The sequence below is a fragment of the Shewanella piezotolerans WP3 genome (assembly GCF_000014885.1).
Lineage (GTDB): Bacteria > Pseudomonadota > Gammaproteobacteria > Enterobacterales > Shewanellaceae > Shewanella > Shewanella piezotolerans.
The window spans coordinates 2,898,893-2,921,765 of sequence record NC_011566.1; the positions used below are offsets into that span (position 1 = coordinate 2,898,893).

Annotated in this window: 14 protein-coding genes; 4 read left to right on the forward strand and 10 right to left on the reverse strand. The window is 42.8% G+C overall.

All coding sequences use genetic code 11. The features are described 5' to 3' along the window. Positions 1–55: 55 nt before the first annotated feature. From recC to SWP_RS12480, 4 genes are all read left to right on the forward strand, one after another. Entirely contained in the window at positions 56–3,730 is a 3,675-nt protein-coding gene (recC, locus tag SWP_RS12465; protein WP_020912849.1) for an exodeoxyribonuclease V subunit gamma, read from the forward strand. 1 nt (position 3,731) lies between these two features. Continuing rightward, complete coding sequence (gene recB, locus SWP_RS12470; protein WP_020912850.1) at positions 3,732–7,430, forward strand: exodeoxyribonuclease V subunit beta; 3,699 nt, start codon at positions 3,732–3,734, stop codon at positions 7,428–7,430. Continuing rightward, the gene (recD, locus tag SWP_RS12475) at positions 7,424–9,406 is read left to right on the forward strand and encodes an exodeoxyribonuclease V subunit alpha (RefSeq protein ID WP_020912851.1); all 1,983 of its coding nucleotides are present in this window, start codon (positions 7,424–7,426) and stop codon (positions 9,404–9,406) included. Before recB ends, recD begins: the two co-directional genes overlap by 7 nt. Positions 9,407–9,520: 114 nt before the next feature. Next, positions 9,521–10,519, forward strand: a complete 999-nt coding sequence (locus SWP_RS12480; protein ID WP_020912852.1) for a D-alanine--D-alanine ligase — start codon at positions 9,521–9,523, stop codon at positions 10,517–10,519. A 335-nt stretch (positions 10,520–10,854) separates the two neighbouring features. On the opposite strand, the gene SWP_RS23510 is transcribed toward SWP_RS12480, so the two are convergent. From SWP_RS23510 to SWP_RS12525, 10 genes are all read right to left on the reverse strand, one after another. Then, a complete protein-coding gene (locus tag SWP_RS23510) occupies positions 10,855–10,983 on the reverse strand; it encodes a TIGR02808 family protein (RefSeq protein WP_079891940.1) in 129 nt (42 codons plus the stop codon). A gap of 9 nt (positions 10,984–10,992) precedes the next feature. Then, entirely contained in the window at positions 10,993–11,583 is a 591-nt protein-coding gene (locus SWP_RS12485) for a NapC/NirT family cytochrome c (protein ID WP_020912853.1), read from the reverse strand. A 20-nt stretch (positions 11,584–11,603) separates the two neighbouring features. Further along, on the reverse strand, positions 11,604–12,074 hold the full coding sequence (locus SWP_RS12490; RefSeq protein ID WP_020912854.1) for a nitrate reductase cytochrome c-type subunit: 471 nt from the start codon (positions 12,072–12,074) through the stop codon (positions 11,604–11,606). 12 nt (positions 12,075–12,086) lie between these two features. After that, positions 12,087–14,576, reverse strand: coding sequence for a nitrate reductase catalytic subunit NapA (napA, locus tag SWP_RS12495; RefSeq protein WP_020912855.1), 2,490 nt, complete (start codon positions 14,574–14,576; stop codon positions 12,087–12,089). Then, entirely contained in the window at positions 14,573–14,890 is a 318-nt protein-coding gene (locus tag SWP_RS12500) for a chaperone NapD (RefSeq protein WP_020912856.1), read from the reverse strand. The genes napA and SWP_RS12500 overlap by 4 nt, the downstream gene beginning before the upstream one ends. A 720-nt stretch (positions 14,891–15,610) precedes the next feature. Continuing rightward, positions 15,611–19,489: an ATP-dependent RNA helicase HrpA gene (gene hrpA / locus SWP_RS12505; protein ID WP_187148498.1), complete on the reverse strand. Its 3,879-nt coding sequence runs from the start codon at positions 19,487–19,489 to the stop codon at positions 15,611–15,613. 87 nt (positions 19,490–19,576) lie between these two features. Next, complete coding sequence (locus SWP_RS12510) at positions 19,577–19,993, reverse strand: CBS domain-containing protein (RefSeq protein WP_020912858.1); 417 nt, start codon at positions 19,991–19,993, stop codon at positions 19,577–19,579. A 178-nt stretch (positions 19,994–20,171) separates the two neighbouring features. Continuing rightward, positions 20,172–21,176, reverse strand: coding sequence for a Solitary outer membrane autotransporter beta-barrel domain (locus SWP_RS12515; RefSeq protein WP_020912860.1), 1,005 nt, complete (start codon positions 21,174–21,176; stop codon positions 20,172–20,174). Positions 21,177–21,320: 144 nt separating this feature from the next. Next, the gene (locus SWP_RS12520) at positions 21,321–21,602 is read right to left on the reverse strand and encodes a hypothetical protein (RefSeq protein WP_020912861.1); all 282 of its coding nucleotides are present in this window, start codon (positions 21,600–21,602) and stop codon (positions 21,321–21,323) included. A gap of 88 nt (positions 21,603–21,690) precedes the next feature. Further along, complete coding sequence (locus SWP_RS12525; protein ID WP_420804969.1) at positions 21,691–22,734, reverse strand: isoaspartyl peptidase/L-asparaginase family protein; 1,044 nt, start codon at positions 22,732–22,734, stop codon at positions 21,691–21,693. Between the last annotated feature and the right edge of the window lie 139 nt (positions 22,735–22,873).

Sequence of the window (22,873 nt, forward strand, 5' to 3'; positions counted from 1 at the left end):
GATAATCTCGCTTGATTATCGGCTCATTTAAGTGATCTTTTGTTAAAGGAACGCCATGCTATACCTAGTACAATCTAACCAGATGGAAGCATTATCGCAGATTTTAGCTACAGAGCTAACAACGCCATTGCCTGGTGCACCACTTCTTTTACCAGAGCATATATTGGTACAAAGCCCTGGCATGTCAACCTGGTTAAGACTAGAGATAGCAAGGCAGAATAATATTGCCGCAGCGCTTGAGTTTCCGCTTCCTTCTAGTTTTATTTGGCAGCTTTGCCATACTTTATTAGAAGACGTCCCCAAAGAAAATGCCTTCACTAAAGCAGCAATTACTTGGAAGTTAATGGAGCTTTTGCCCTCTCTTATCGACCAAGATGATTTTGCTCCTTTAGCCAATTATTTAAATAACGGTAATCAAGGTCATGGCGAGAATGACTTACAAAGCCAGTACCTTGAAATCGATACGTCTGAAACGATATCCGCATCTCATCCACAAAGCCCGCTAAAGCTCTATCAACTCTGTGGCCAAATAGCCGATATATTTGACCAATATTTAGTTTATAGACCAGATTGGATAGCCGCATGGGAAGCGAATGAGCCGACCTTACCTCCCAAGGGAGACAAATTGGCACCAGCACAAGCCTGGCAACCTATATTATGGCGAGCGCTAATCCAGTTTAACGCTAATACGTTACATAAAAGCCAATATCACCGCGCCAATTTACACCAAGCACTTTTTGATAAACTTGATGACCCAAATACCTCGATGACATCTCTACCAAGGCGTCTATTTGTGTTTGGGATCTCATCAATGGCGCCGCAAACACTTGATGTGCTGCACCACTTAGCTAAGCGCATTGACGTGATTATGCTAAGCCTAAGTCCCTGTCAACATTATTGGGGAGATATTGTTGACCCTCGTCTTAGAGCGCGCATGGCACTGCAGTATGCCAACAAGCAAAAACTTGAAGTTGAGTGGGAAGACAAGCTTGAAGTCGGTAACCCATTACTTGCAAATAACGGCAAGATGGGTCGTGAACTGTTAGATCTGATGCTTGAATTGCCAGAAGAGCATACCGCATTTAACTTAGATTGTTACCAAGATCCCGGTATTGATTGCATGCTACACGGCGTGCAACATGACATTTTACAGCTCAGTACCCGAGGACAATGTCTAGGCCCCGATGCCTCGCTTTATTTAACGGTAGATGGCAGAAGAATGCTGCAACAGGATGACCACTCGATCACTATTCGCAGTTGCCACAGCCCACTGCGAGAAGTAGAAACCCTGCATGATCATCTACTAGAGATGCTATCCAAGCAAACAGACTCTAAAGGGCAACCATTAGCGCCAAAGGATATCGTGATTATGATGCCCGATGTGGCGGCATACGCACCTTATATTGATGCCGTTTTTAGCGCAAAACAAGGCAGCCATTACATTCCTTACGCCATTGCCGATCGTGGTGCAGTACAGGAATCTCCGCTTATTGCCAGTTTTTTACACTTACTTAATATCAATCAAAGCCGGTTTGGTCTGACCGATATCATCGGTATTTTGGAAGTCCCTAGTGTGCTAAGACGGTTTGAGTTAGACGATGATTCGCTAACGATCCTTAAGCGCTGGCTAGAGCAAGCGGGTGTACGATGGGGGCGAGATGGCGCTAGCCGAGCAGAACATCAGCTACCAGCCTTTGAGCAAAATGCTTGGGCGCTGGGGATTAAACGCCTTATATTAGGCTATAGTTTTGCCGACAACTCGCCGCTCTATCAGCAAACGCTGGCAGTCAACGGTATTGAGGGGCAAACAGCGCAGGCTTTAGGTAAACTGCTAGATTTCATTGAAGCTTTGGACGATGTGCACGCTGCTTTAGCACAAAATTGCAGTTTAACTGAGCGTATCGAACAGTTAGAGCAGCTACTTGCAGCTTTTTACTCAGTTGATGACGATGAACAAGTGCAATTACAAGAGATCCGTGATGCGATAGTCACACTTGCTGAAGAGTTAACTGAATCTGGTCATACGACCCCCCTGCCCATTGAAGTGTTGCAAAACTGGTTTAATAGCCGTTTATCAGAATCTCGAGTCGGGCAGCGTTACCTCGCTGGAAGTATCAACTTTTGTACTTTAATGCCTATGCGCTCAATTCCTTTTAAGATTGTCTGCTTACTCGGTATGAACGACGGGGTCTATCCAAGAGTACAACATCCGGTCGGCTTCGACTTAGTTGCCCAAATGGATCCCCGTAAAGGCGACCGCTCTCGTCGACTAGACGATAGATACCTATTCCTTGAAGCAATACTGTCGGCAAGGCAGCAGTTGTATATCAGTTACATAGGTAACAGTGAACGTGATGATTCAGAGCGGATCCCATCAATGCTCGTCTCTGAGCTAGTTGAGTACTGTCAGCTAGCTTATCTACCGGCAAAATTAGCTTTAGAGTCAAAGGCAAGTGCTGATAACTATAGTAAGCAAGAGGCGGCTGTATTTGTTGATAAAATAGAGCAAGCAATCTCAACACAGCTGATCTGTAAACAGCCACTTCAACCATTCGATGAACGCCTTTACCACAGTGCTCATATTAGTGACAGTTTTCCGCTGCAACAAAGTTACAGCGCGCAGTGGTGTCCAGTAGCTGTATCACAAACAACTACAGATATCGCCGATAAAAGTAGTAATCGCTTTATAAATTTAGACACCTGTCTGTTAAATACAGCCCAGTCTGATAGCGAAGAAGTCGAGGAGATAGAACTTTCAGCCCTTATTCGATTCTTCCGCAATCCTGCACAGTACTATTTTAATCGAACCCTTAAAGTTGACTTATCTATTAATGTTCGGGCTGATGACAACGACGAACCCTTTAGTTTGAATGCATTAGAGCGTTATCAATTACAATCAATCTTGATCGAACACGCCATAGAAAATCAAACCGAGAGCCCTGATGGAGAACTACTTGAGCGCCTTAAAGCACAAGGTAATATTCCGCTCAAACCCTTTGATGATCTATTGCTCAGTCAATACCTGCATGATATCACGCCTCTGATCGGCAGAAGCTTGTATCTTAAAGGAGAGTCAAGCCAATCAATAGAAATTGCCATTGATATAGCACTGGTTGATGGTAGCAAGCCCGTAACAGATCAATCTATTAAACTGGTTGGCCGTATTGATGATTTAAGTGCCAAAGGGCTGGTTAATTACCGACCAGGAACCGCTAATGGTCGAGATTTAATACGCGTTTACTTAAGGCATCTTTGCCTTTGCGCAATGCAAGGTAGCACTGATATAACTCGGCTCAATCAACCAATAAATAGCTACCTACTTGATATTGGCCATTTTCATGTTTTCGCACCAATCACAGCTGCGCAAGCAAAAAGCCAATTAAGCCTGTGGTTAACTCTGTTCAAACAGGGACAAGTGCAACCCCTCATGTTTATGCCAAGAACCGCTCTAGCCTACGTTGAAGCTGAAGGTGATCATACCCAAAAATTGCGTGAGGCGCAGCCTAAATGGTTAGATGAGCAGAGCCAATTAGGTGAAGGCATGGAACCCCATTTCCAACGTTTATATCGCTTTCCTGAAGACTTTAGTGAACAACATTTTGGCGATACTGCGCAAACACTATTGTCACCGTTAATTAGCTTGTATTACAAAGGCAGACTTGGCGAATTAGCCACTTATGTAGAAGCTGGAGCGCAAACGTCTCCCACCACCAAATGTGAGGAGCACTAACATGGAACAGTCGTCATTAGAGTCTTGCAATCAGCCAAAGCTTAGTGAACTAACCGACGGGCAGAGTCAATTCGTCACAGAACCACTTAACACACTCACCCTACCCTTTGGTGGAAGTCGATTAATTGAAGCGAGTGCAGGAACGGGAAAGACCTACACGATTGCAGGTCTTTATGTCCGTTTGCTACTTGGTCATGGAACGGAACAAGCGTTAAGTTGCGAACAGATCTTAGTGGTCACATTTACCAATGCAGCAACTGGTGAACTACGCGATCGGATCCGTAAAAAGATCCAGTTGGCGTATCGCTGTTTTATCGGCTTAAAGGTCGATGATGAGCTCATTAGCCAACTCTATAACGAAACCCGCGAGTCCGATAAAGCACTAGCTCGTAAGCGTCTTGACTTAGCACTCAAGTCCCTTGATGAAGCAGCGATTTTTACCATTCATGGATTTTGCCAGCGTATTCTCGCCGACATGGCATTTGAATCTTCACTGTTGTTTGAGTCTGAATTTACTCTCGATGACAGTGAATTTTTGCACCACGCTGTGCGGGACTTTTGGCGAGAAAAGTGCTACCCGCTAAATGAAAGTATTGCAGGTGTCATACAAAAGAAGTTTGCCAGCCCAGATGAACTGTCACGACAACTTCGGCCTTTGCTTGGTGCAAGTAACGCTATAGCTCAACCTAAACCCGCTGCATTTAATAAAGTTGCAGCCAACTTAGCGCAAAGTTTAAGCCGGCTTAAGTTAATTTGGCCAAGAGAGCGCGAACAAATAGAAGAGTTGTTGCACGGCCTTCCGCTAAACGGGGCTCGTTTTGGGAAAAAAGCTGATAATTATCCTAAGCTTGCCACCATGTTCGATGCGCTCGATAACTGGGTTGCTTTTGGAACCGCGCTACCGCCGCAAAAAGTATTAGAAGCATTATCGCTTAATAGTTTAAAACTCAATAAAGGCGGCGAGATCCCAAGTCGAGAACAAGCACCGATACTGGAGCATATAGAAAGACTTGCCGCGCTTATTGAAGAGTTAATTCCGAGCTTTCTTTATAGCGCAAGAGAAGGGATTGCCAAACGGTTCGCCGAGCAAAAGTTAGAGCGTAATCTTTTAACGCCAGATGATCTGTTACTAACGCTGGCACAAGCGTTAAAAGACTCACAAGATCAATTCTTATCTACCACAATTGCTAAGCGTTTTCCGATAGCGTTAATCGATGAATTTCAAGACACTGATCCACTACAGTTTGATATTTTTAATCAAATCTATCAAACCAAAAAGCAAGACGACAGCTCTACAACCTCCTCTGCAGATAAAGCACAAACTGAATCATTAAGTTTATTGATGATTGGCGATCCTAAACAGGCCATTTATGCTTTTCGTGGTGCCGACATTCACACTTATATTCATGCACGAGAGCAAACAGCAAAACACTATAATCTGGATACAAACTATCGCTCTAATCGACAGATGGTTGAAGCCGTCAACTGTATATTCTCACATCGGGATGATCCTTTTATCAGTGACTCGATCCCTTTTGTTGCCGTAAAAGCTGCTAGCTTTTCAGATAAGAAAATACTCAACGAATCGATTACGGATAACAGTGCTCTGAGGCTACGGCTCCTTAGCGAAGACCCTGATAAAGGCCTTAATAAAACCACGGCAAGACAGTTACTTGCCAACGATGCTGCAGATGAGATAGCGCGCTTACTTATTGATGCAGAGCAAGGGTTGACGGCTATCGGCACAACTCAACTAAAAGCCAAAGACATTGCAGTCTTGGTCCGAGATAGGCACGAAGCCAACGTCATTAAACAAGCGCTAGAGCAGCGTAACGTTGGCTCAGTATTTTTAAGCCGAGATAGTGTATTTGATACCGTTGATGCCCGAGAAATGCTGTTAATTTTGTACGCAATGTCAGAACCAAAAGATGAACGTGCATTGCGTAGTGCACTTGCAACCTCTTTACTTGGTTACCGCGCTGAGGAGATCCACGCCTTTAATCAGGATGAAGACAAACGTCAACTACTACTAGAGCAATTTGCCGCTCTACAGCAACAATGGTTAACGCGCGGCATTATGCCAGCGCTGCTTAATCTAGCTAGTCAGACAAACATCATCGAACGCTTACTTCATACAAATGAGGGCGAACGCCGATTAACTGATTTTAGACATTTGAGTGAACTGCTACAGCAAAAGGCCACTGAACTTGATGGCATGAGTGCACTTATCAATTGGTTTGAACAGGCACTAATTGGTAATCAAGCCAATGAAGAGTCTCAATTAAAACTCGCTAGTGAGCAAAACCTAGTACAGATCGTCACCATTCATAAAAGTAAAGGACTCGAGTACCCTATCTGCTTTATTCCTTTTGTCAGCCTTAGTCGAGATAATCGTAAAAAACCTGCTCCTATGCTTTACCACGATCACAATAAGCTAGTTTGGGATATTGAGCAGACTGATGAAGGATGGGATAGGCAAAAACGTGAAACATTAGCTGAAGATTTACGGTTATTATATGTTGCACTAACAAGGCCAGTACTTAAGTGTTACCTGTACATTACCAACCACAGTCGGCTAACAAAAAGTAAAGGCATGACCAGCCAATTGCACGAAACTGCTATTGGTTACTTGCTTGGTATTGAAAACAAAATATGTGAATACAGCGAACTGCGCAGTAAAGCTCAGCAGTTGGCCGATAAAGCGCCTATTGCCATTGATCTAAAAGAGTTGCCCCCTGCAGGTGATAACAGCTTCGAGCAAGTACAACGTACACTGACCGTTGCGAGCGACCCTGACAATAAATTCGCCCCCAAAACACTCATACGTCCACAACAAACACCATGGAGAGTGGGAAGTTACTCAGGACTAGTAAAACACCTAGCTCACGAAAAGGTACAGCCTGGTGCTGATGACGAACAGTTCCCTGAAATTGATGTCATTATTGATGAGGTCGACCAACAGCCGTCACGTTTTACCTTCGAGCGCGGTGCAAATGCGGGTAGTTTTATGCACCTGGTCCTTGAGCTCATTGATTTTACCAATGCCAGCCTGGGACTAGATGAACATCTACCCAACGCGATGAAAAAATATGCCATTGATGAAAGCTGGACTTCAGTGCTTAAGGATTGGTATCTAGATCTACTATATGCACCACTGGCAACTGACAACACATTGTCACTCGCCCAATTATCCGATAGCCAGAAACTGGTAGAGATGGAGTTTTACCTGCCAATAAGTAAACTAAATGCAACTAAACTTAATCAACTGCTTATCGATTTTGGCTACAGCGCTGGGCTTTTATTTGATGATCTACAAGGAATGCTCAAGGGTTTTATCGATTTAACTTTTGAACATAACCAGCAGTTTTTTATTGCCGATTACAAATCTAACCATTTGGGCGATAACCTCGATTTATATAACTACCAATCAATGAAGACGGCCATTAGCAGCCATCGATACGATCTGCAGTACATCATCTACACCTTAGCGTTACATCGATATTTAAGTCTTAGAATGACCGACTACGATTACGACCAACACATTGGCGGCAGCTTTTATCTGTTTTTACGTGGTATGTCAGTAAGTGCGCCTCAGGCGGGGGTGTTTTACGACAAACCGCCTAGAGCCTTAATTGAAAAGCTCGATCTTTTGTTTGGCAACTCTTCAACCACAGCATCGAATGAGGCAACCCCATGTTAACCACGACAGCTTCATTGGATATTTTACTTAAAGAGTGGCAAAACGAGCGTTTATTAACACCGCTTGATAGACATTTTGCACTGCAGATGGCGCAGCTTCATCAGCAGCAATCACCACTGTTTATATTGATCTGCACCTTGCTAAGCCAACACCTGTCGAGTCAGCATTCCTGTCTGCCCCTAGAACAAATTGACTTTAGTAATCCACTTAAAGAGCAACACAGCCAATGTCAGATTAATCTAACGGTTGATGAGCTTACGACTGAATTACTTAATTTTGATGCCGTCAGCACACCTGATAGCGCCATATTAGCACCATTGATCTTAGACAAGGGTAACCTGTATTTACAGCGATATTACCATTATGAATGTGAAGTGGCTGAACACCTGATCCGATTAGCACAAGCGCCGATGCTCAAACAATCTTCATCAGATCCGTTTGATGACGCTAAGATATTACTCGATCAGCTATTTACCCAAAATGAGCAACAGTATGACTGGCAAAAGATTTCAACAGCTACTGCGTTAACCAAACGCTTAGCGGTTATCACAGGAGGACCAGGCACAGGTAAAACAACTACGGTAACTAAGCTTTTATACCTGCTGACTTCACAGCAAGAACTGACTATACGCTTGGTGGCTCCAACGGGGAAAGCGGCAGCGCGTTTAAGTGAATCAATCAAAGCATCTAAGCAGCGGCTTGCCAGCGAGTTACAGCATATTCCATTAGACAAGCTTAAATCGAATATGGCGCAGATCCCAGAAGAAGCCGCCACTTTGCATCGACTACTCGGCGTTATCCCTAACTCCCATCAATTTAGGCACCATAAAGATAACCCTTTACGACTTGATCTACTCATTATCGATGAAGCATCTATGGTTGATTTGCCAATGATGTACAAATTGTTATCAGCCCTGCCCGCACAGGCAAGTCTGATCCTCTTAGGAGATCAAGACCAGCTGGCCTCCGTAGAAGCAGGCGCAGTCCTTGCTGATATTTGTAGCGGTTTAAGAGTAGATTTAGCTAATGGCGCAAACGGATGGCAGATGCGCTATTCAAAAAAACAGGCAAAATTGTTAAGCCAGCTAACCCATTATCCGCTAGATGACTTTATAAGTGATGATCCACAGATAGGGGATAGCCTTTGCATGCTTATGCACAGTCACCGCTTTATTGGCGATGCTGGTATTGGTCAATTGGCAGAAGCGGTAAACCAAGCTAATTTACCGAGAATAGCTCAAGTGTGGCAAACCGGTTACAAAGAGCTGCTTTGGTTAGAACATAGCAATATTAACAGTAGTAGCCATCATTCGAACCTCGGCCTAGAAGCTCTGTTAGTACAGTCTGTTGAACAATATGGCGCTTATCTTAAATTGATAGATAATAAAGCCGTGTCCGCCACAGAGATTATCGATAGCTTCAATCAGTATCGTATATTGTGCGCTATGCGCGCCGGCGAATATGGCGTAGAGGGGATTAACCAAAGTGTCAGCAAGAGTCTTGCAACCACCGGTCTTATTAGTCCCGAACAAGAATTCTATGCTGGTCGACCGGTAATCATTCAAAGTAATGACTATAATCTCGGCCTTTTTAACGGTGACATAGGGCTAATTTTGCCAGATGATGTCAGTGATTCAAGACGGCTAATGGCGCACTTTATTCAAGCCGATGGTGGGCTTTTAAAAGTACTGCCTGCACGCTTGCCAAGCCATGAAACTTGCTATGCGATGACTGTTCATAAAAGCCAAGGCAGTGAATTCAGCCACGTCTCGTTAGTCATGCCAATTAGACCAAGCCTGGCACAACAGCAGTTATTATCAAAAGAATTGGTTTATACCGCAATCACTCGCGCTAAACATCATTTTACCTGTCTCGGTAGTCAGCGAATATTTGAGCAAGCAAGTTCACGTTTAACTCAGCGCTCTTCAGGCTTATCTGAACGTCTTTGGAGCAAAATAGCTGACACTTGCGAGTAAACAGATGATAAAAACAGCTACTGACTTTAAAATCAGCTTGAACAGTTGCATTACTAAGTGATTGCGCCATAGTTGAGCCTTGCAAAATTTTAACCAGTTACAAGTGGGGATTAGATGAGTACAACGAATATTTTATTACTGTGCGGTGGTGGCGGAGACGAACATGCAATATCCCTTTTATCAGCAAACTATTTTGAAACTTCGCTAGCGACTCTCCCTCAATTTAATGTGCTACGCGTCGAATTAGATGTAAATGGTCATTATCGAACTGCTGCAGGCGAAAGTTGCGAGCTAAATAGCCGCAGACAGATCCGTTTTGACGCTGATAATAGAGCCCCCTGGGAAGTCGATTTTGCCATTCCTTGTATTCACGGTTTTCCTGGTGAAACTGGCGATATCCAATCTTACTTTGAACTCATCAATCTGCCCTACTTCGGCTGTAAAGCAGAGGCGAGTCGGAATTGCTTTAATAAAATTACCGCAAAGATGTGGTTTAGTGCGCTCAACATCCCCAATACTCCCTATCTATTTCTCAATGAGATGAGTGACGTTTCTATAGAACAAGCAACTAACGCGCTTGTAAATTGGGGCAGTATTTTTGTAAAGGCAGCATCTCAAGGCTCATCAGTTGGCTGTTACCGCATCGATAATCAAGAAGATGTGGCGTCGACATTAGCACAAGCGTTTACTTATTCAGATTATGTCATTGTTGAGAAAACCATTAGTGCTAGAGAGCTAGAAGTTGCTGTCTACGAGATTGACGGTGAAATTGTCGCAACGGTTCCTGGCGAAGTGATCTGTTCCAGTAATAACTTTTATACTTTCGATGAAAAGTATGCAGCTAATAGCAAAGCGCAAACACAAGTCGTGGCAGATATCTCAAAAGAGGTCAGCGACCTGATCCGCCAATATGCAATTAGTGCTTTTAAAGGTATGAAGTTAAGGCATTTATCACGTATCGATTTCTTTCTAACTGATGACGGCGAAGTACTGCTCAATGAAATCAATACCTTTCCTGGACTCACACCTATCTCTATGTTTCCTAAAATGTTACAAAACCATGGCCATAGCTTCCCTGACTATTTGTTAAGTAACATTAACAGCACTGATTAACTCATACCAATCAGTTTAAGAAATTGATCTATCCCGAATTTTTTGGAGAGCTAATTCAAGGCTGGCTAAAACAAAGTGAGTAATGACACCATGGTTGCTCTCTTATGAGTTTATTCGTTGTCGAAGTAGGCAGCCAAAAATACTCCTTACTGGTGAGTTTAGCGATCAAACCTTTATACTGATTGGTATAAATGACAAACTGAAGAAGCGGCAGCCTTGAGTATGTTTAAGTGTCAATTTTAGCGCTACTTGCCAAAGCTGCAGTTAAAAAATTCAATATAAAAAAAGCCTGACTTAATCTAAGTCAGGCTTTTTTAGTCTGCCGCTGTGGCAAATTACTTATCAGCGGTTTTCGATAAAATCCAAATAGAAGCTACCGCCACTACTGAAAATCCACCTAGAATAATGACTGGCATGGCACTATAGCCAAGGACATGCCATATAACAGATTCAAATGTACTCATAATGGCTCCTTATTGCCAACCTTCTACTTCGTGCATATCAGGTAGATTATGGGCGATCCCTTTATGGCAATCGACACAGGTGTTTTCACCGTTTGCAAGTGCGGTAGAATGTTGCCTAACACTACGTGGGCTCTGCTCAGAGAAATCCATAAACTCAAAGTTATGACAGTTACGACACTCTAAAGAGTCGTTCTTCTTCATTCTTGCCCACTCCCTTTCAGCTAAATGAGCTCGACGCTCTTTAAACTTTTCAGGTGTATTAATGGTTTGAGTCACAAAGTACGCAAAAAGCTCTTTTGAAGCCTGTACTTTACGCACGATTTTATCCGTCCAAGCATGAGGTACGTGACAATCTGAACAAATAGCACGAACACCCGATCGGTTTGCATAATGAATCGTTTCTTGGATTTCAGCCACAATAGGTGCATGACATCCAGAACAAAACTCTTCAGTGTTAGTCGCTTCCATGCCGGTGTTAAATGCACCCCAGAACATGAGTCCGCCAGCAAACCCCATAAATAGCACTATACCTACAGCAGCCTTACTAGGGCTTTTCAATATGCCCCAGAAGCCTTTTAAGGCGTTAATAATCCATTTCATATTATTACCTGCCTTTATTGTTATTGCAGTGACTTAACACGTTCGAACGAGTTACCTACTAACGGTTTCGCATCTGCTTGTGTTACGTGGCACTGCAAGCAAAAGTAGCGTCTTGGAGATACATCAGCCAATACTTCATCGTTTCGATTAATAAAGTGTGTCACACTGATTTTAGTCGCTCCCATCTGCTTCGCTTTTGTCCAGCTATGGCATGACAAACACTTGTTAGCATTCAATGAGACTTCATAGTGTCGAATGTGATGCGGGATCAATGGAGGCTGAAACACATAACTGCTTTCAATATCCACCTGATCGCGCGGCACTTTCTTCATAGGATCCGCAGGCCTTGTGGTTTCTAGCTCAGTGTCGCCGCGTAGCGATTCAACGCCACCGATCCCTCTGTCCAGACCTACAACTTGTTCCTCGCTGAAAGTAAAACCACTGATAAGAGTTAAGGTAATACTCAATGTTAATAAAATTGATTTTTTCATCGTAACCCTGCCTTATACTATTTTCGTGATTTTAACAGGACACTTTTTATAGTCTGTCTGTTTCGATAGTGGATCAGTTGCATCTAAAATCAGTTTATTAATTAAGATACGAGCATCGAAGAATGGCACAAATACCAACCCTTTTGGTGGACGGTTACGCCCGCGAGTCTCAACACGCACACGTATATCACCACGTTTATTACTCATGAGGACTTCATCACCGCGACGAACACCATGAGCTTTAGCATCATCTGGATGCATATAACAAAGCCCATCAGGAACGGCCTTGTATAGTTCAGGTACACGACGTGTCATGGTTCCTGTATGCCAATGTTCCAATACTCGACCGGTACATAGCCACAGGTTGTGTTCTTCATCAGGTGACTCTGGTGGCGCTTCATAAGGCGCTGAAATAATCCATGCTTTACCATCTGGCTTACCATAGAATTCAAAGCCCTTCCCTTTACCCACATAAGGATCGGATCCTTCTTTAAAGCGCCATTTTGTTTCTTTACCATCAACAACAGGCCAGCGTAACCCGCGCTCTTTATGGTAACGATCATAGGGTGCTAAATCATGGCCATGACCACGACCGAAGCTTGCATACTCTTCAAATAGACCTTTTTGTACGTAGTAACCTTGGTCTTTAGCATCATCATTTAGCTCTTGAGCTTCTGATAAAGGAAACTTATTAACTTGGCCGTTTTCAAATAGCACTTCACACATATTTTTACCACGTACTTCTGGCATCTGTGCGATTAGCTCTTCACTCCACACCTCTTCAATTTTGAAGCGCTTTGCGAACTCCATGATTTGCCATAGGTCAGATTTAGCTTCACCAGGTGCTTTAACCTGCTGGTACCAAACTTGAGTACGGCGTTCAGCATTGCCATAAGCTCCCTCTTTTTCTACCCACATAGCCGTAGGTAAGATTAAGTCAGCAGCTTGTGCAGTTGCTGTTGGGTACGGATCTGAACAGACAATAAAGTTTTCTGGATTGCGGTAGCCTGGTAAACGCTCTTGATTAATATTAGGACCGGCCTGCATGTTGTTATTACACATGGTCCAATAAGCATTTAGCACACCATCATTAAGCTTGCGATCTTGCAGTACCGCATGAAAGCCTGGTTTTGGTGGAATAGTACCTTCAGGTATTTTCCACAAATGTTCAGCATGCTTACGGTGCTCAGGGTTAGCAACAACCATGTCTGCAGGTAAACGGTGTGAGAATGTACCAACTTCACGCGCTGTGCCACACGCAGATGGTTGACCTGTAAGTGAGAAAGGACCATTACCCGGAGTCGATATTTTCCCCACTAGCAAGTGGATATTATAAACAAGAGAGTTCATCCATACACCACGAGTATGTTGGTTCATACCCATAGTCCAAAGAGACATAACCTTAATCTTCGGATCAGCGAATTGCTTAGCAAGCGTAACCAACTGCTCTTCATTAAGCCCGGTCATTTCTACTGCTTTTTCAAGCGTATATGGCGCTACCGACTTTTTATACTCTTCAAAATCAATTGAGTACATCTTGCCGACATTCGGGTTAGCCGCTGCTTGCTGCAGAGGATGCTCATCCCTTAAACCATAACCAATATCTGTGGTTGCCTGCTTGAAATGGGTATGCTTACTGACAAAATCCCAATTTACAGCATCATTTTCAATGATGTAATTAGCAATAAAGTTTGCAATTACTAGGTCGGTTTGTGGCTTAAAAATATAGCCTTTATCAGCGAGTTCGAACGAACGGTGATAGTAAGTAGATAACACGTTTACTTTAACATGTGGAAAACTCAAACGACGGTCGGTGATGCGGCTCCATAAAATCGGGTGCATCTCAGCCATATTAGACCCCCAAAGCACAAATGCATCTGCTTCTTCGAAGTCATCATAACAGCCCATTGGTTCATCGATACCAAAGCTTCGCATAAAGCCACCAACAGCTGAAGCCATACAGTGGCGAGCATTCGGGTCGATGTTGTTAGAGCGGAAGCCGGCTTTCATCATCTTCGAAGCTGCGTAGCCTTCCATGACTGTCCACTGACCAGAGCCAAACATACCCACGCTAGTTGGGCCCTTCGCTTTCAATGCCGTTTTCCACTTATCAGCCATGATATCAAATGCTTGATCCCAGCTTACAGGGGCAAAATCACCATCTTTATCAAATTTGCCATTTTTTTGGCGAAGCAACGGCTGAGTGAGTCGGTCATTGCCATACATGATTTTGGAAAGAAAATACCCTTTAATACAGTTCAGGCCTTTATTGACGGGTGCTTCAGGGTCACCTTGAGTCGCAACAACTTTACCCTCCTGAGTTCCAACAAGTACTGAACAACCTGTACCACAGAAACGACAAGGGGCTTTATCCCAATGAATTTTAGACTCATCACTTAATGCGATTAAATTCGTTGCAGTGGCTGGAAGAGTAACACCTGCAAGTGCTGCAGCAGACGCTGCTGCATTTGCTTTGATAAACTCACGTCTAGACATTTTCATACTTGTTCCTCGCTAACACACTCTTTTTTATAAGGGGGTAAATTGGTGGATTCAGCACTTTCAGTAGGTTCACTATCGATTTGGTGATAAACCATAGTTGCACCAAGTACACCAGGCATATCACTTATTTTCCCAATAATGTCGCTAATAAAACCTTCAGTTTGTGTTTCTAACACTACGACGATTTTTCCGACTTCGCTGACACCATATATCTCGGCTTCTTTAAACTCTAAAATGAGTTCTTGAGTTTGGCTTAAGTGCTCTGGACTAACTTGAACCAGCAAGCTAGAAATATGAGCCTCAGGTAACGACATGGTTGCGTTCCTTATCTATCTGAGTAATAAAGCTGAAAGGATATCTTCTGGGTAAACTAATCATGTCTCCCCTCATCCCGTACAGTCGTGTCTTGTTATTGTTATTGTTGATTTGTACAGTGCTCCAGTAGAAAGCTTTAATGTCGAAAACCGACTAAAACTCTAACTAGGCCTTTACTTAATGGCTGGGAAATTGACAAAACATCAGAAACCCACTTTTCATATCCTGTTATCACCGCTTCGAGCATCAAATTAAATTTACGTTTGCTGCTCGCCAGGTACGACTTTAACAGTGCCTATTTTTGCTGAACCCACATGAGGCTCAGAGCCAATATCAACATATAGTTAACTTGGCGCAGAGAGTAACAGCTGTTTATCTAACTGTTATATACCTACTTTTGGTAAAGCCTGCTCTAGGTTGATCTAGATCATCTTTTTTATGCAATATTTAACTTGATCACGCATTCAAGCCAGTGTATTCGATTGAAAAATGACCTAACAAGTCAAGCGCTTACTTAAGTAATTACTTAACAGGCAACTTAATAATGGCTGTTTATTTTGGGCTTTACAAACTTTTCTAACACAACAGTAACAATATTTTAAAGGTAGGCAAAGAAATGGTATTAGCAAGGATGGTGCAGAGTGTTCAACTCTACTACCTATATCAAACGTTTAGGCAATAGAGCTGTGTATCATTTATCTTGGCAATTGGTTTAATGTTTAGCTTTGTAATTGAATTAGAATTCGTTTCTCAGAAATTGGATAAGCCGTCCCCAGCACTTGTGCAAAACAAGACACTCTATATTCCTCAATCATCCACCGAGCTTCTGTTAACACATCGGGAATAGGCATAGATTTAGGCAGTTTTGCCAGCTGGCCTTTTAACACTTCTTGAACTTTGTTAATACTATGCATATGTAAACGATCACGGTTGGGATCAACGGGCAGCTTATCTAAACGATTTTCGATGCCTTTTAGGTAACGAATAATATCGCTAAGCCGGTTCCAACCGCACTGCTCTACAAAGCCTTTGAATACTAATTGATCAAGTTGGTTTTGAATATCACTCATAGCAAAGGCAATATCTAAGCTAATCTTACCTTTTAGTCGCTTTTTAATGCGATTGTAAATAGTGAGAACTTCTTCAACTTTGAGTGCAATTTTTTCCGCTGTTGGATTTAGCTCTTGCCTTACCCACTCTCTGGCTTCATCAAACTGCTGCTCGGCGCGAATATCGATCCCTTTTTCATCAATAAGTTGCTGTACTGCAGCTGATAATATATCGTCAATCAGCACTTGAACTTGCCCAAACGGATTAAAATACATCGCCAGTTTTGCTTTGTTTGGCAGTGATTTTTGTAAATGCTTTACCGGCGAAGGAATATTGATTAACAACAATCGCTGCAGACCAATTCGATGCTGTTTCTGCGCTTCAAATTCATCATCAAATAATTTAATCGAAACACTGGTTTTATCATCCACCAGCGCAGGAAAAGCTTTAACTTCAAAATTACCTTTCTTTTGTTCAAATCGCTTTGGAAGATCACCAAAGGTCCATTTCTCTATCCCCTTTTGCTCAATCCCCGAATCAGCAACTTCACGGATAGCTTGTACAACCTGCCCTTGCATGCTCGATTTTAATGGTTCAAGAATGCGTCCTTGCGTCAGTAACTTTCCTTTATCACCTTCAACTTTAAAGTTAACTAACAGATGCTGTGCTAATTGTGCTTCATCAAAATCTTCAGCTGAAATTCGCACACCACTCATTCTAAGTAGTTGCTTACACATAGCATCAACCAACGGTAACTCAAATGGTGTAATGGCTTGCAAGCATGCTTTGGCATAGTCAGGCGCCGGGACAAAGTTTCTGCGCAGCGCTTTAGGCAATGACTTTATCAATGCAATGCATTTTTCTTCACGTAACCCAGGGACTATCCAATCAAAATCGATGTCATCGACTTGGTTGATCAATGCAACAGGGATATGAACTGACACCCCATCATCCGCGGCTGACGGCTCAAAGTGGTAACTGACCTTAAGCTTCAAATTACCTTTATGCCACTTTTCAGGGAAGTCCAACGCTGACACATGGTCACTACTTCGCTGCATTAACGCTTCACGTTCAAAATCAAGTAAATCAGGATTTTTTTGCTTAGCTTTTTTCCACCATTTTATAAACGTCGGTGCGTTATAAATATCTGCGGGTATTTTAGGTTCATAGAAATGAAACAATGCTTGCTCGTCGACTAAAATATCCCGTCGGCGAGACTTATGTTCAAGTGATTCAATATCGAGCAACAACTTCTGGTTATTGATGAAAAACGCTTCATTGGTTCTAAGTTCGCCTTCAGCTAACGCAGAGCGAATGAAGATGTCCCGTGCTTCTACGGGTTCAATCGGCCCATATTGCACCTTGCGTCGATTTACTATCTGCAAGCCATACAGCACTTGATTTTCTAATGCGACCACCGACCCCTGCTTTGACTCGAAATGTGGTTCTACATAGTTCTTTTTAACTAAGTGCGCCGCTAGTGGCTCAATCCATTCTGGTTGGATCTTAGCGCAGCAGCGTGCAAATAAACGTGATGTTTCAGTGAGCTCTGCGGCCATTAACCATTTGGGGCCTTTCTTCGCCAGAGGCGAACCAGGAAACACAAAAAACTTACGATTACGGGCACCAAGATACTCTTTGTCTTTATCTTTAAAACCAATATGGCTTAATAAACCGGTTAATAAAGATTTATGTAAAAGCTCATAATTCAATTCAGCATTAGTGTCGTTAAGCTTCCACTTTAGTTCATGGGTAGCTTGCCTCAGCTGTGTATAGAGATCTTGCCATTCACGTACTCTAAGGTAGGCTAAAAATTCTGCCTTACACTGCTTTCTAAATTGATTGCTCGACAGTTCCTTTTGACTCTGCTTTAAGAAATCCCAAAGATTCAAATATGAGACAAAATCTGAGTCTTTATCACTAAAACGGTTGTGAGCTTGATCTGCAGCTTGCTTTTTATCCATGGGCCGTTCACGCGGATCTTGGATAGACAACGCAGAGGTTATCACCAGCGCTTCATGCAAGCAGCCATTTTGCTGCGCCTGTATAACCATCCTAGCCAGACGCGGATCGACTGGGATATGCGCAAGCTGCTTCCCTAGTGCAGTTAAGTTTAACTGACCCTTTTTCTGGCTTACCGCTTGCAGTTCTTCAAGCAACATAAAGCCATCACGGATATAACGAGCATCTGGTGGCTGAATAAATGGGAATCCTTCGATATCCCCTAAACCAATAGCCAGCATTTTCAAAATGACCGATGCTAGGTTTGTTCGTAAAATCTCAGGATCGGTAAACTCTGGGCGAGAAGTAAAATCATCTTCACTATATAGTCTTATACAGATCCCTGGTGCGACGCGCCCGCAACGACCTTGGCGCTGATTAGCACTTGCTTGTGAAATGGGTTCAATTGGTAACCGCTGTACTTTGGTGCGATAGCTGTAACGACTAATTCGCGCTGTTCCTGGGTCTATCACATAGCGAATACCCGGCACTGTTAAAGAAGTCTCCGCCACGTTTGTTGCCAATACGATACGCCTACCGACATGACTCTTAAATACTTTTGACTGCTCACCATAAGAGAGTCTTGCATATAAGGGCAGAATTTCTGTGTCTCGATACTGTCTTCGATTCAGTTGCTCTGCTACATCGCGAATTTCTCGCTCGCCATTCATAAATATAAGAATGTCACCAAGACCTTCATTGATTAGCTCATCAGTTGCGGCAAAAATGCCATCCACTAGATCTAAATCTTCATCGCTGTCTTTAACTAACGGACGATAGCGCGTCTCCACTGGGTAAGTTCTACCAGAAACCTCAATCACTGGTGCACCATTAAAATGTTGTGAGAAACGCTCAACATCAATAGTAGCCGAGGTGATAATCACTTTAAGATCAGGACGCTTCTTTAAAACATTTTTCAGATATCCCAAAATAAAATCAATGTTAAGACTACGCTCGTGCGCTTCATCAATAATGATGGTGTCATACTGGTTCAAGAACTTATCTGAGGTAAGTTCTGCCAATAAAATACCGTCAGTCATTAACTTGATATAGGACTCAGGCTTTATTGCGTCAGCAAAACGTACTTTAAAACCTACCGCCTCACCAAGTGGCGTATTCATCTCTTCTGCAATACGTGTCGCAACACTGCGGGCAGCAAGTCTACGTGGCTGTGTATGGCCAATTAGGCCACGAGTGCCTAAGCCCAGTTCAAGACAGATTTTAGGTAACTGAGTGGTTTTACCTGAACCGGTTTCACCAGCAATAATAACCACCTGATTTCCAGCGATGGCCGTCGCTATTTCATCTCGCTTTTGCGATACAGGTAGATTTTCAGAAAAGGTCACGTTTGGACGATTTGCTAAACGCAGCTCAACTTTCTTACGAGACGCTAGTGCCAGCTGTTCAAGAGAATCTAACGTTGCACTTTTTTTCTCAGATTCCGGCTCTTTGCGAAGCCTAAAAAGACGACGCCTTATTTTAGCGGCGTCGGCTTCATAACAGTGTTTTAAAAATGCGTTAGATAAATGATGCTGTTGCGAACTCAAGTGCAAATTCCATAGCCAAAATCAAAGAGGCCGATCCTAACAAGGAACGCACTTCAGTGGTATAGCAGATATAAAATATCTTTAATTTTAAGCGGGCGTTAGATAACATTGCTGCATATATGTATTAATGGCGGCAAGCACATTGGTTCGGTTAATAGTGCCGACGACTTTGCCGTCATCTATCACTGGATAAACCTTAGGTTTTGGGCCTAACATCTGCTCGGCTAAAGCTAATACACTGGTATTGGGCTCTACTGATAATACATCTGTGCGCATGCAATCTTTAACGATAGCGGTTAAATCACAGTGATAACTGCTTTTTAGCATCACCGCTAAGCAGTCTTGTTGTGATAAAAACCCCACTAACTTACCGTCCGCATCCACCACTGGTGCACCTAATTTCTTGTTGTCTAATAGCTTTTCAACAGCTGTAGCAAGAGACATTGAAGGCGATAACATGACAGGATGACGATCCATATGTTCTTTAACGTTTATTGAATCCATTACTTTCCCCTAATTATTTACCACATTTTTAGTTTAGCTAAAATTTGGCCGTTGGGGAGTGAATAAAACCGATAGCCCTAACCGTATTATTCGAAATCGCCTTGCTGTTTTACTATACCGTTTTTATTTATTGATAGTTTATCCGCTGAAGCCTCAAATGGATAACACGCAACTAGCGCTATATGTCCTCATTAAATAGCAAGAGAATACTACCACCACTTAGAACACTGCCAACGTTAACAGTGAGCCCTATACCTAAATTATCGACCCAGGACGTTAACCAAGGTGTGTCAATCACCCACCCTACACCGACTTGATAGTAATTGTCTGTCTCTAAAGGCGCTACTGCATCACCAGATAGATCTATGCGCTTAAACATCAAGTGAAGTTCATTATTACTCTCTGCTATCTGCGGGAGTGGATAATGAAGCATAAACGTATTAGTGAAACGGCCAACTTGTGAGGAGACTTCCTGCATCGTCGAATCGGTTAAAACTGTATGTCCGATTGCATAACGATAACTACTGATAAATTGCCATCGATGACCCCATAAAAGGTTGTCATACCTAAACTCTATAGATGGATCGAGCATCAAAGCGCCATAAGAGGTATTAACTAAGCGGTTATCGAATATAGGTTTCAACTGCGCTAGAACACTTGAGTACTGAAAACTGTTTTCATACCAAATTAACTGGCCACCAACGCCCAGCTGTACTTTCCAGTGTTCACTCAGCTGACGTTGCCAGCGCTGCTCAGCTTGTGTTAGGTAACTTTTCTCCTCATAAGAATCAAAGTCTTTCGTTGGCTGAGAGTAATCAATGGTTTGTTCCGAACTGACATAGGATAATTTAACATAAGTTGAGGTCTGCCAGTTGTCTGTGAAATCCCTCCAATCCGACTTCCATGGTAGTGAGTACGTTTTTAATTCACGCCGTCTTTGAAGAGAGTCCTGGCTTCCAGTATTAATGTCACCGAAGTCAATAACTGAGCTAGGATCAAAACTTATCACCCCTAAACTAATTAGATTTGCATCTGTTAACACAATCGAAGTGGCGATATTTTCCTTAGTGATTCTCCCCACAAAGCTATCAAAAGTTTGACTTGAGCAGTCAGCCGTAAATACAAGGGAACAAACCAGTAATGATAATTGCTGTATTAGTGTCGCTAATGCAAATGTTCGCATGACAGCCCCTATTCTATTGAGCTTAGGCACTAAAAAGTTAAATAGACTCACAAGAGCAAAAAACTACCTTGGATTTCCATACTCGCCTTGGTTAAGCCTGTTGATGGTAACTTTGAGCTGGCTCGCTGCTTATTCCGCGAGGTATTACTTTTTAAAGACACCGTTGCGAATCAGGCCACGTTTAACATTCTTACACAGCTTTGAAAACCGGCTTATATCGCCGAACAGTGGAATTTCACCATTTACGATGGCACTTTCCCAATAGCTAATTTCACTATCTACGATCTCTAACAATTTTTTAGGACAACCAATACAGCCACCCTCTGGCCCGCATACAAAGTGTTGCGGATCTTTAAGAGGCAATTCCTGTTTAACTTGCTTAATAATATTTTTCATCGCAGTAACGCGATCGGGCTTGGGAGACATAAAACGGCTAGTTATTGAATATATCTATAAGTGTAATTGAAAATGTGCACCAATGCTCGCTGATTAAGCTTGATACACATCGACAAGACTAGAGATCAGACCAAATCATTACTTGTGCTTGTTCACCGTTTTTACGAGTGGCACGGTACATACCTTCGGTATTAAATGGTGTCGCAATATTTCCACGTTGATCAATGGCAATCACCCCACCCGTACCACCAGCAGTAATTAGACGCTGATTAATCACTTCATCAGCTGCTTGTATAATCGATTTTTGCTGATATTTAACTTTAGCGCAGATGTCTCCGGCAACATGGTAGCGGATAAAATACTCCCCATGACCTGTAGCAGACACTGCACACACTCCATTTTCGGCGTAAGTGCCAGCGCCAATAACAGGTGAATCACCGATACGCCCAAAGCGCTTTGCTGTCATACCACCGGTTGAGGTACCCGCTGCGAGGTTACCGTTTTGATCGAGTGCGACAGCGCCGACGGTGCCGAATTTATAATCGAACTCCATATAATCTAAGGCACTTTGCTTATAGTTGTGTCCGGTGCTTGCCTGATAGTCTTTATTTGACTCTGCCTTTTTAATTTTATCTTTAGCACTTTGCAGCTGTTTATAACGGTTTTCGGTATCGAAATGGCTAACGGGTACCAGTTTATATCCCTGAGTAAGGGCAAACTCTTCTGCACCTTGGCCTGAAAGCATAACATGAGGTGATCTATCCATGACGGTTTGAGCTAAATTGATTGGGTTTTTGATGTGCTTAACACCGGCAACAGCGCCAGCGTTCATGGTTCTACCATCCATAATAGATGAGTCCATCTCGTGCGTTCCATCGTAAGTATATACCGCACCTAATCCTGCATTAAACAGCGGGCTGTCTTCAAGAATATTGATAGATACCCGAACAGCTTCAAGGCTGTCTCCACCTTTTTCTAGTACCTTATAACCAGCATCGATAGCTTGCTGTAGCTTAGCTCGATATTCTTTTTGCTGTTCATCGGTCAATTTAGCCTTGGAAATGGTGCCAGCCCCACCATGAATAGCGATAGAAAAAGGCTTGTCATTGGCAAAAGACGGCGCAGTAATAGCCGCTAAGAGCAGTAAACTTACAGTGCAGATCGGTGAATATTTCAAAATCGAGGTCCTATTATATTTATTTGCTCTCTTTGTAACTATTTTCGACCATAATTACAATCAGCAACTTGCTTGATATAGCGATTCTAGTGACAATAGCTTCATAAAACTAAAGTTAATAATA

Excerpts from the sequence above, each read along its gene's own strand:
- SWP_RS12510 (WP_020912858.1), bottom strand. The coding sequence starts at position 19,993 with ATGGATTCAATAAACGTTAAAGAACATATGGATCGTCATCCTGTCATG.
- SWP_RS12515 (WP_020912860.1), bottom strand. The coding sequence starts at position 21,176 with ATGCGAACATTTGCATTAGCGACACTAATACAGCAATTATCATTACTG.
- SWP_RS23510 (WP_079891940.1), bottom strand. The coding sequence starts at position 10,983 with ATGAGTACATTTGAATCTGTTATATGGCATGTCCTTGGCTATAGTGCC.
- napA (WP_020912855.1), bottom strand. The coding sequence starts at position 14,576 with ATGAAAATGTCTAGACGTGAGTTTATCAAAGCAAATGCAGCAGCGTCT.
- SWP_RS12485 (WP_020912853.1), bottom strand. The coding sequence starts at position 11,583 with ATGAAATGGATTATTAACGCCTTAAAAGGCTTCTGGGGCATATTGAAA.
- SWP_RS12490 (WP_020912854.1), bottom strand. The coding sequence starts at position 12,074 with ATGAAAAAATCAATTTTATTAACATTGAGTATTACCTTAACTCTTATC.
- recB (WP_020912850.1), top strand. The coding sequence starts at position 3,732 with ATGGAACAGTCGTCATTAGAGTCTTGCAATCAGCCAAAGCTTAGTGAA.
- SWP_RS12480 (WP_020912852.1), top strand. The coding sequence starts at position 9,521 with ATGAGTACAACGAATATTTTATTACTGTGCGGTGGTGGCGGAGACGAA.
- SWP_RS12500 (WP_020912856.1), bottom strand. The coding sequence starts at position 14,890 with ATGTCGTTACCTGAGGCTCATATTTCTAGCTTGCTGGTTCAAGTTAGT.
- recD (WP_020912851.1), top strand. The coding sequence starts at position 7,424 with ATGTTAACCACGACAGCTTCATTGGATATTTTACTTAAAGAGTGGCAA.
- recC (WP_020912849.1), top strand. The coding sequence starts at position 56 with ATGCTATACCTAGTACAATCTAACCAGATGGAAGCATTATCGCAGATT.
- SWP_RS12520 (WP_020912861.1), bottom strand. The coding sequence starts at position 21,602 with ATGTCTCCCAAGCCCGATCGCGTTACTGCGATGAAAAATATTATTAAG.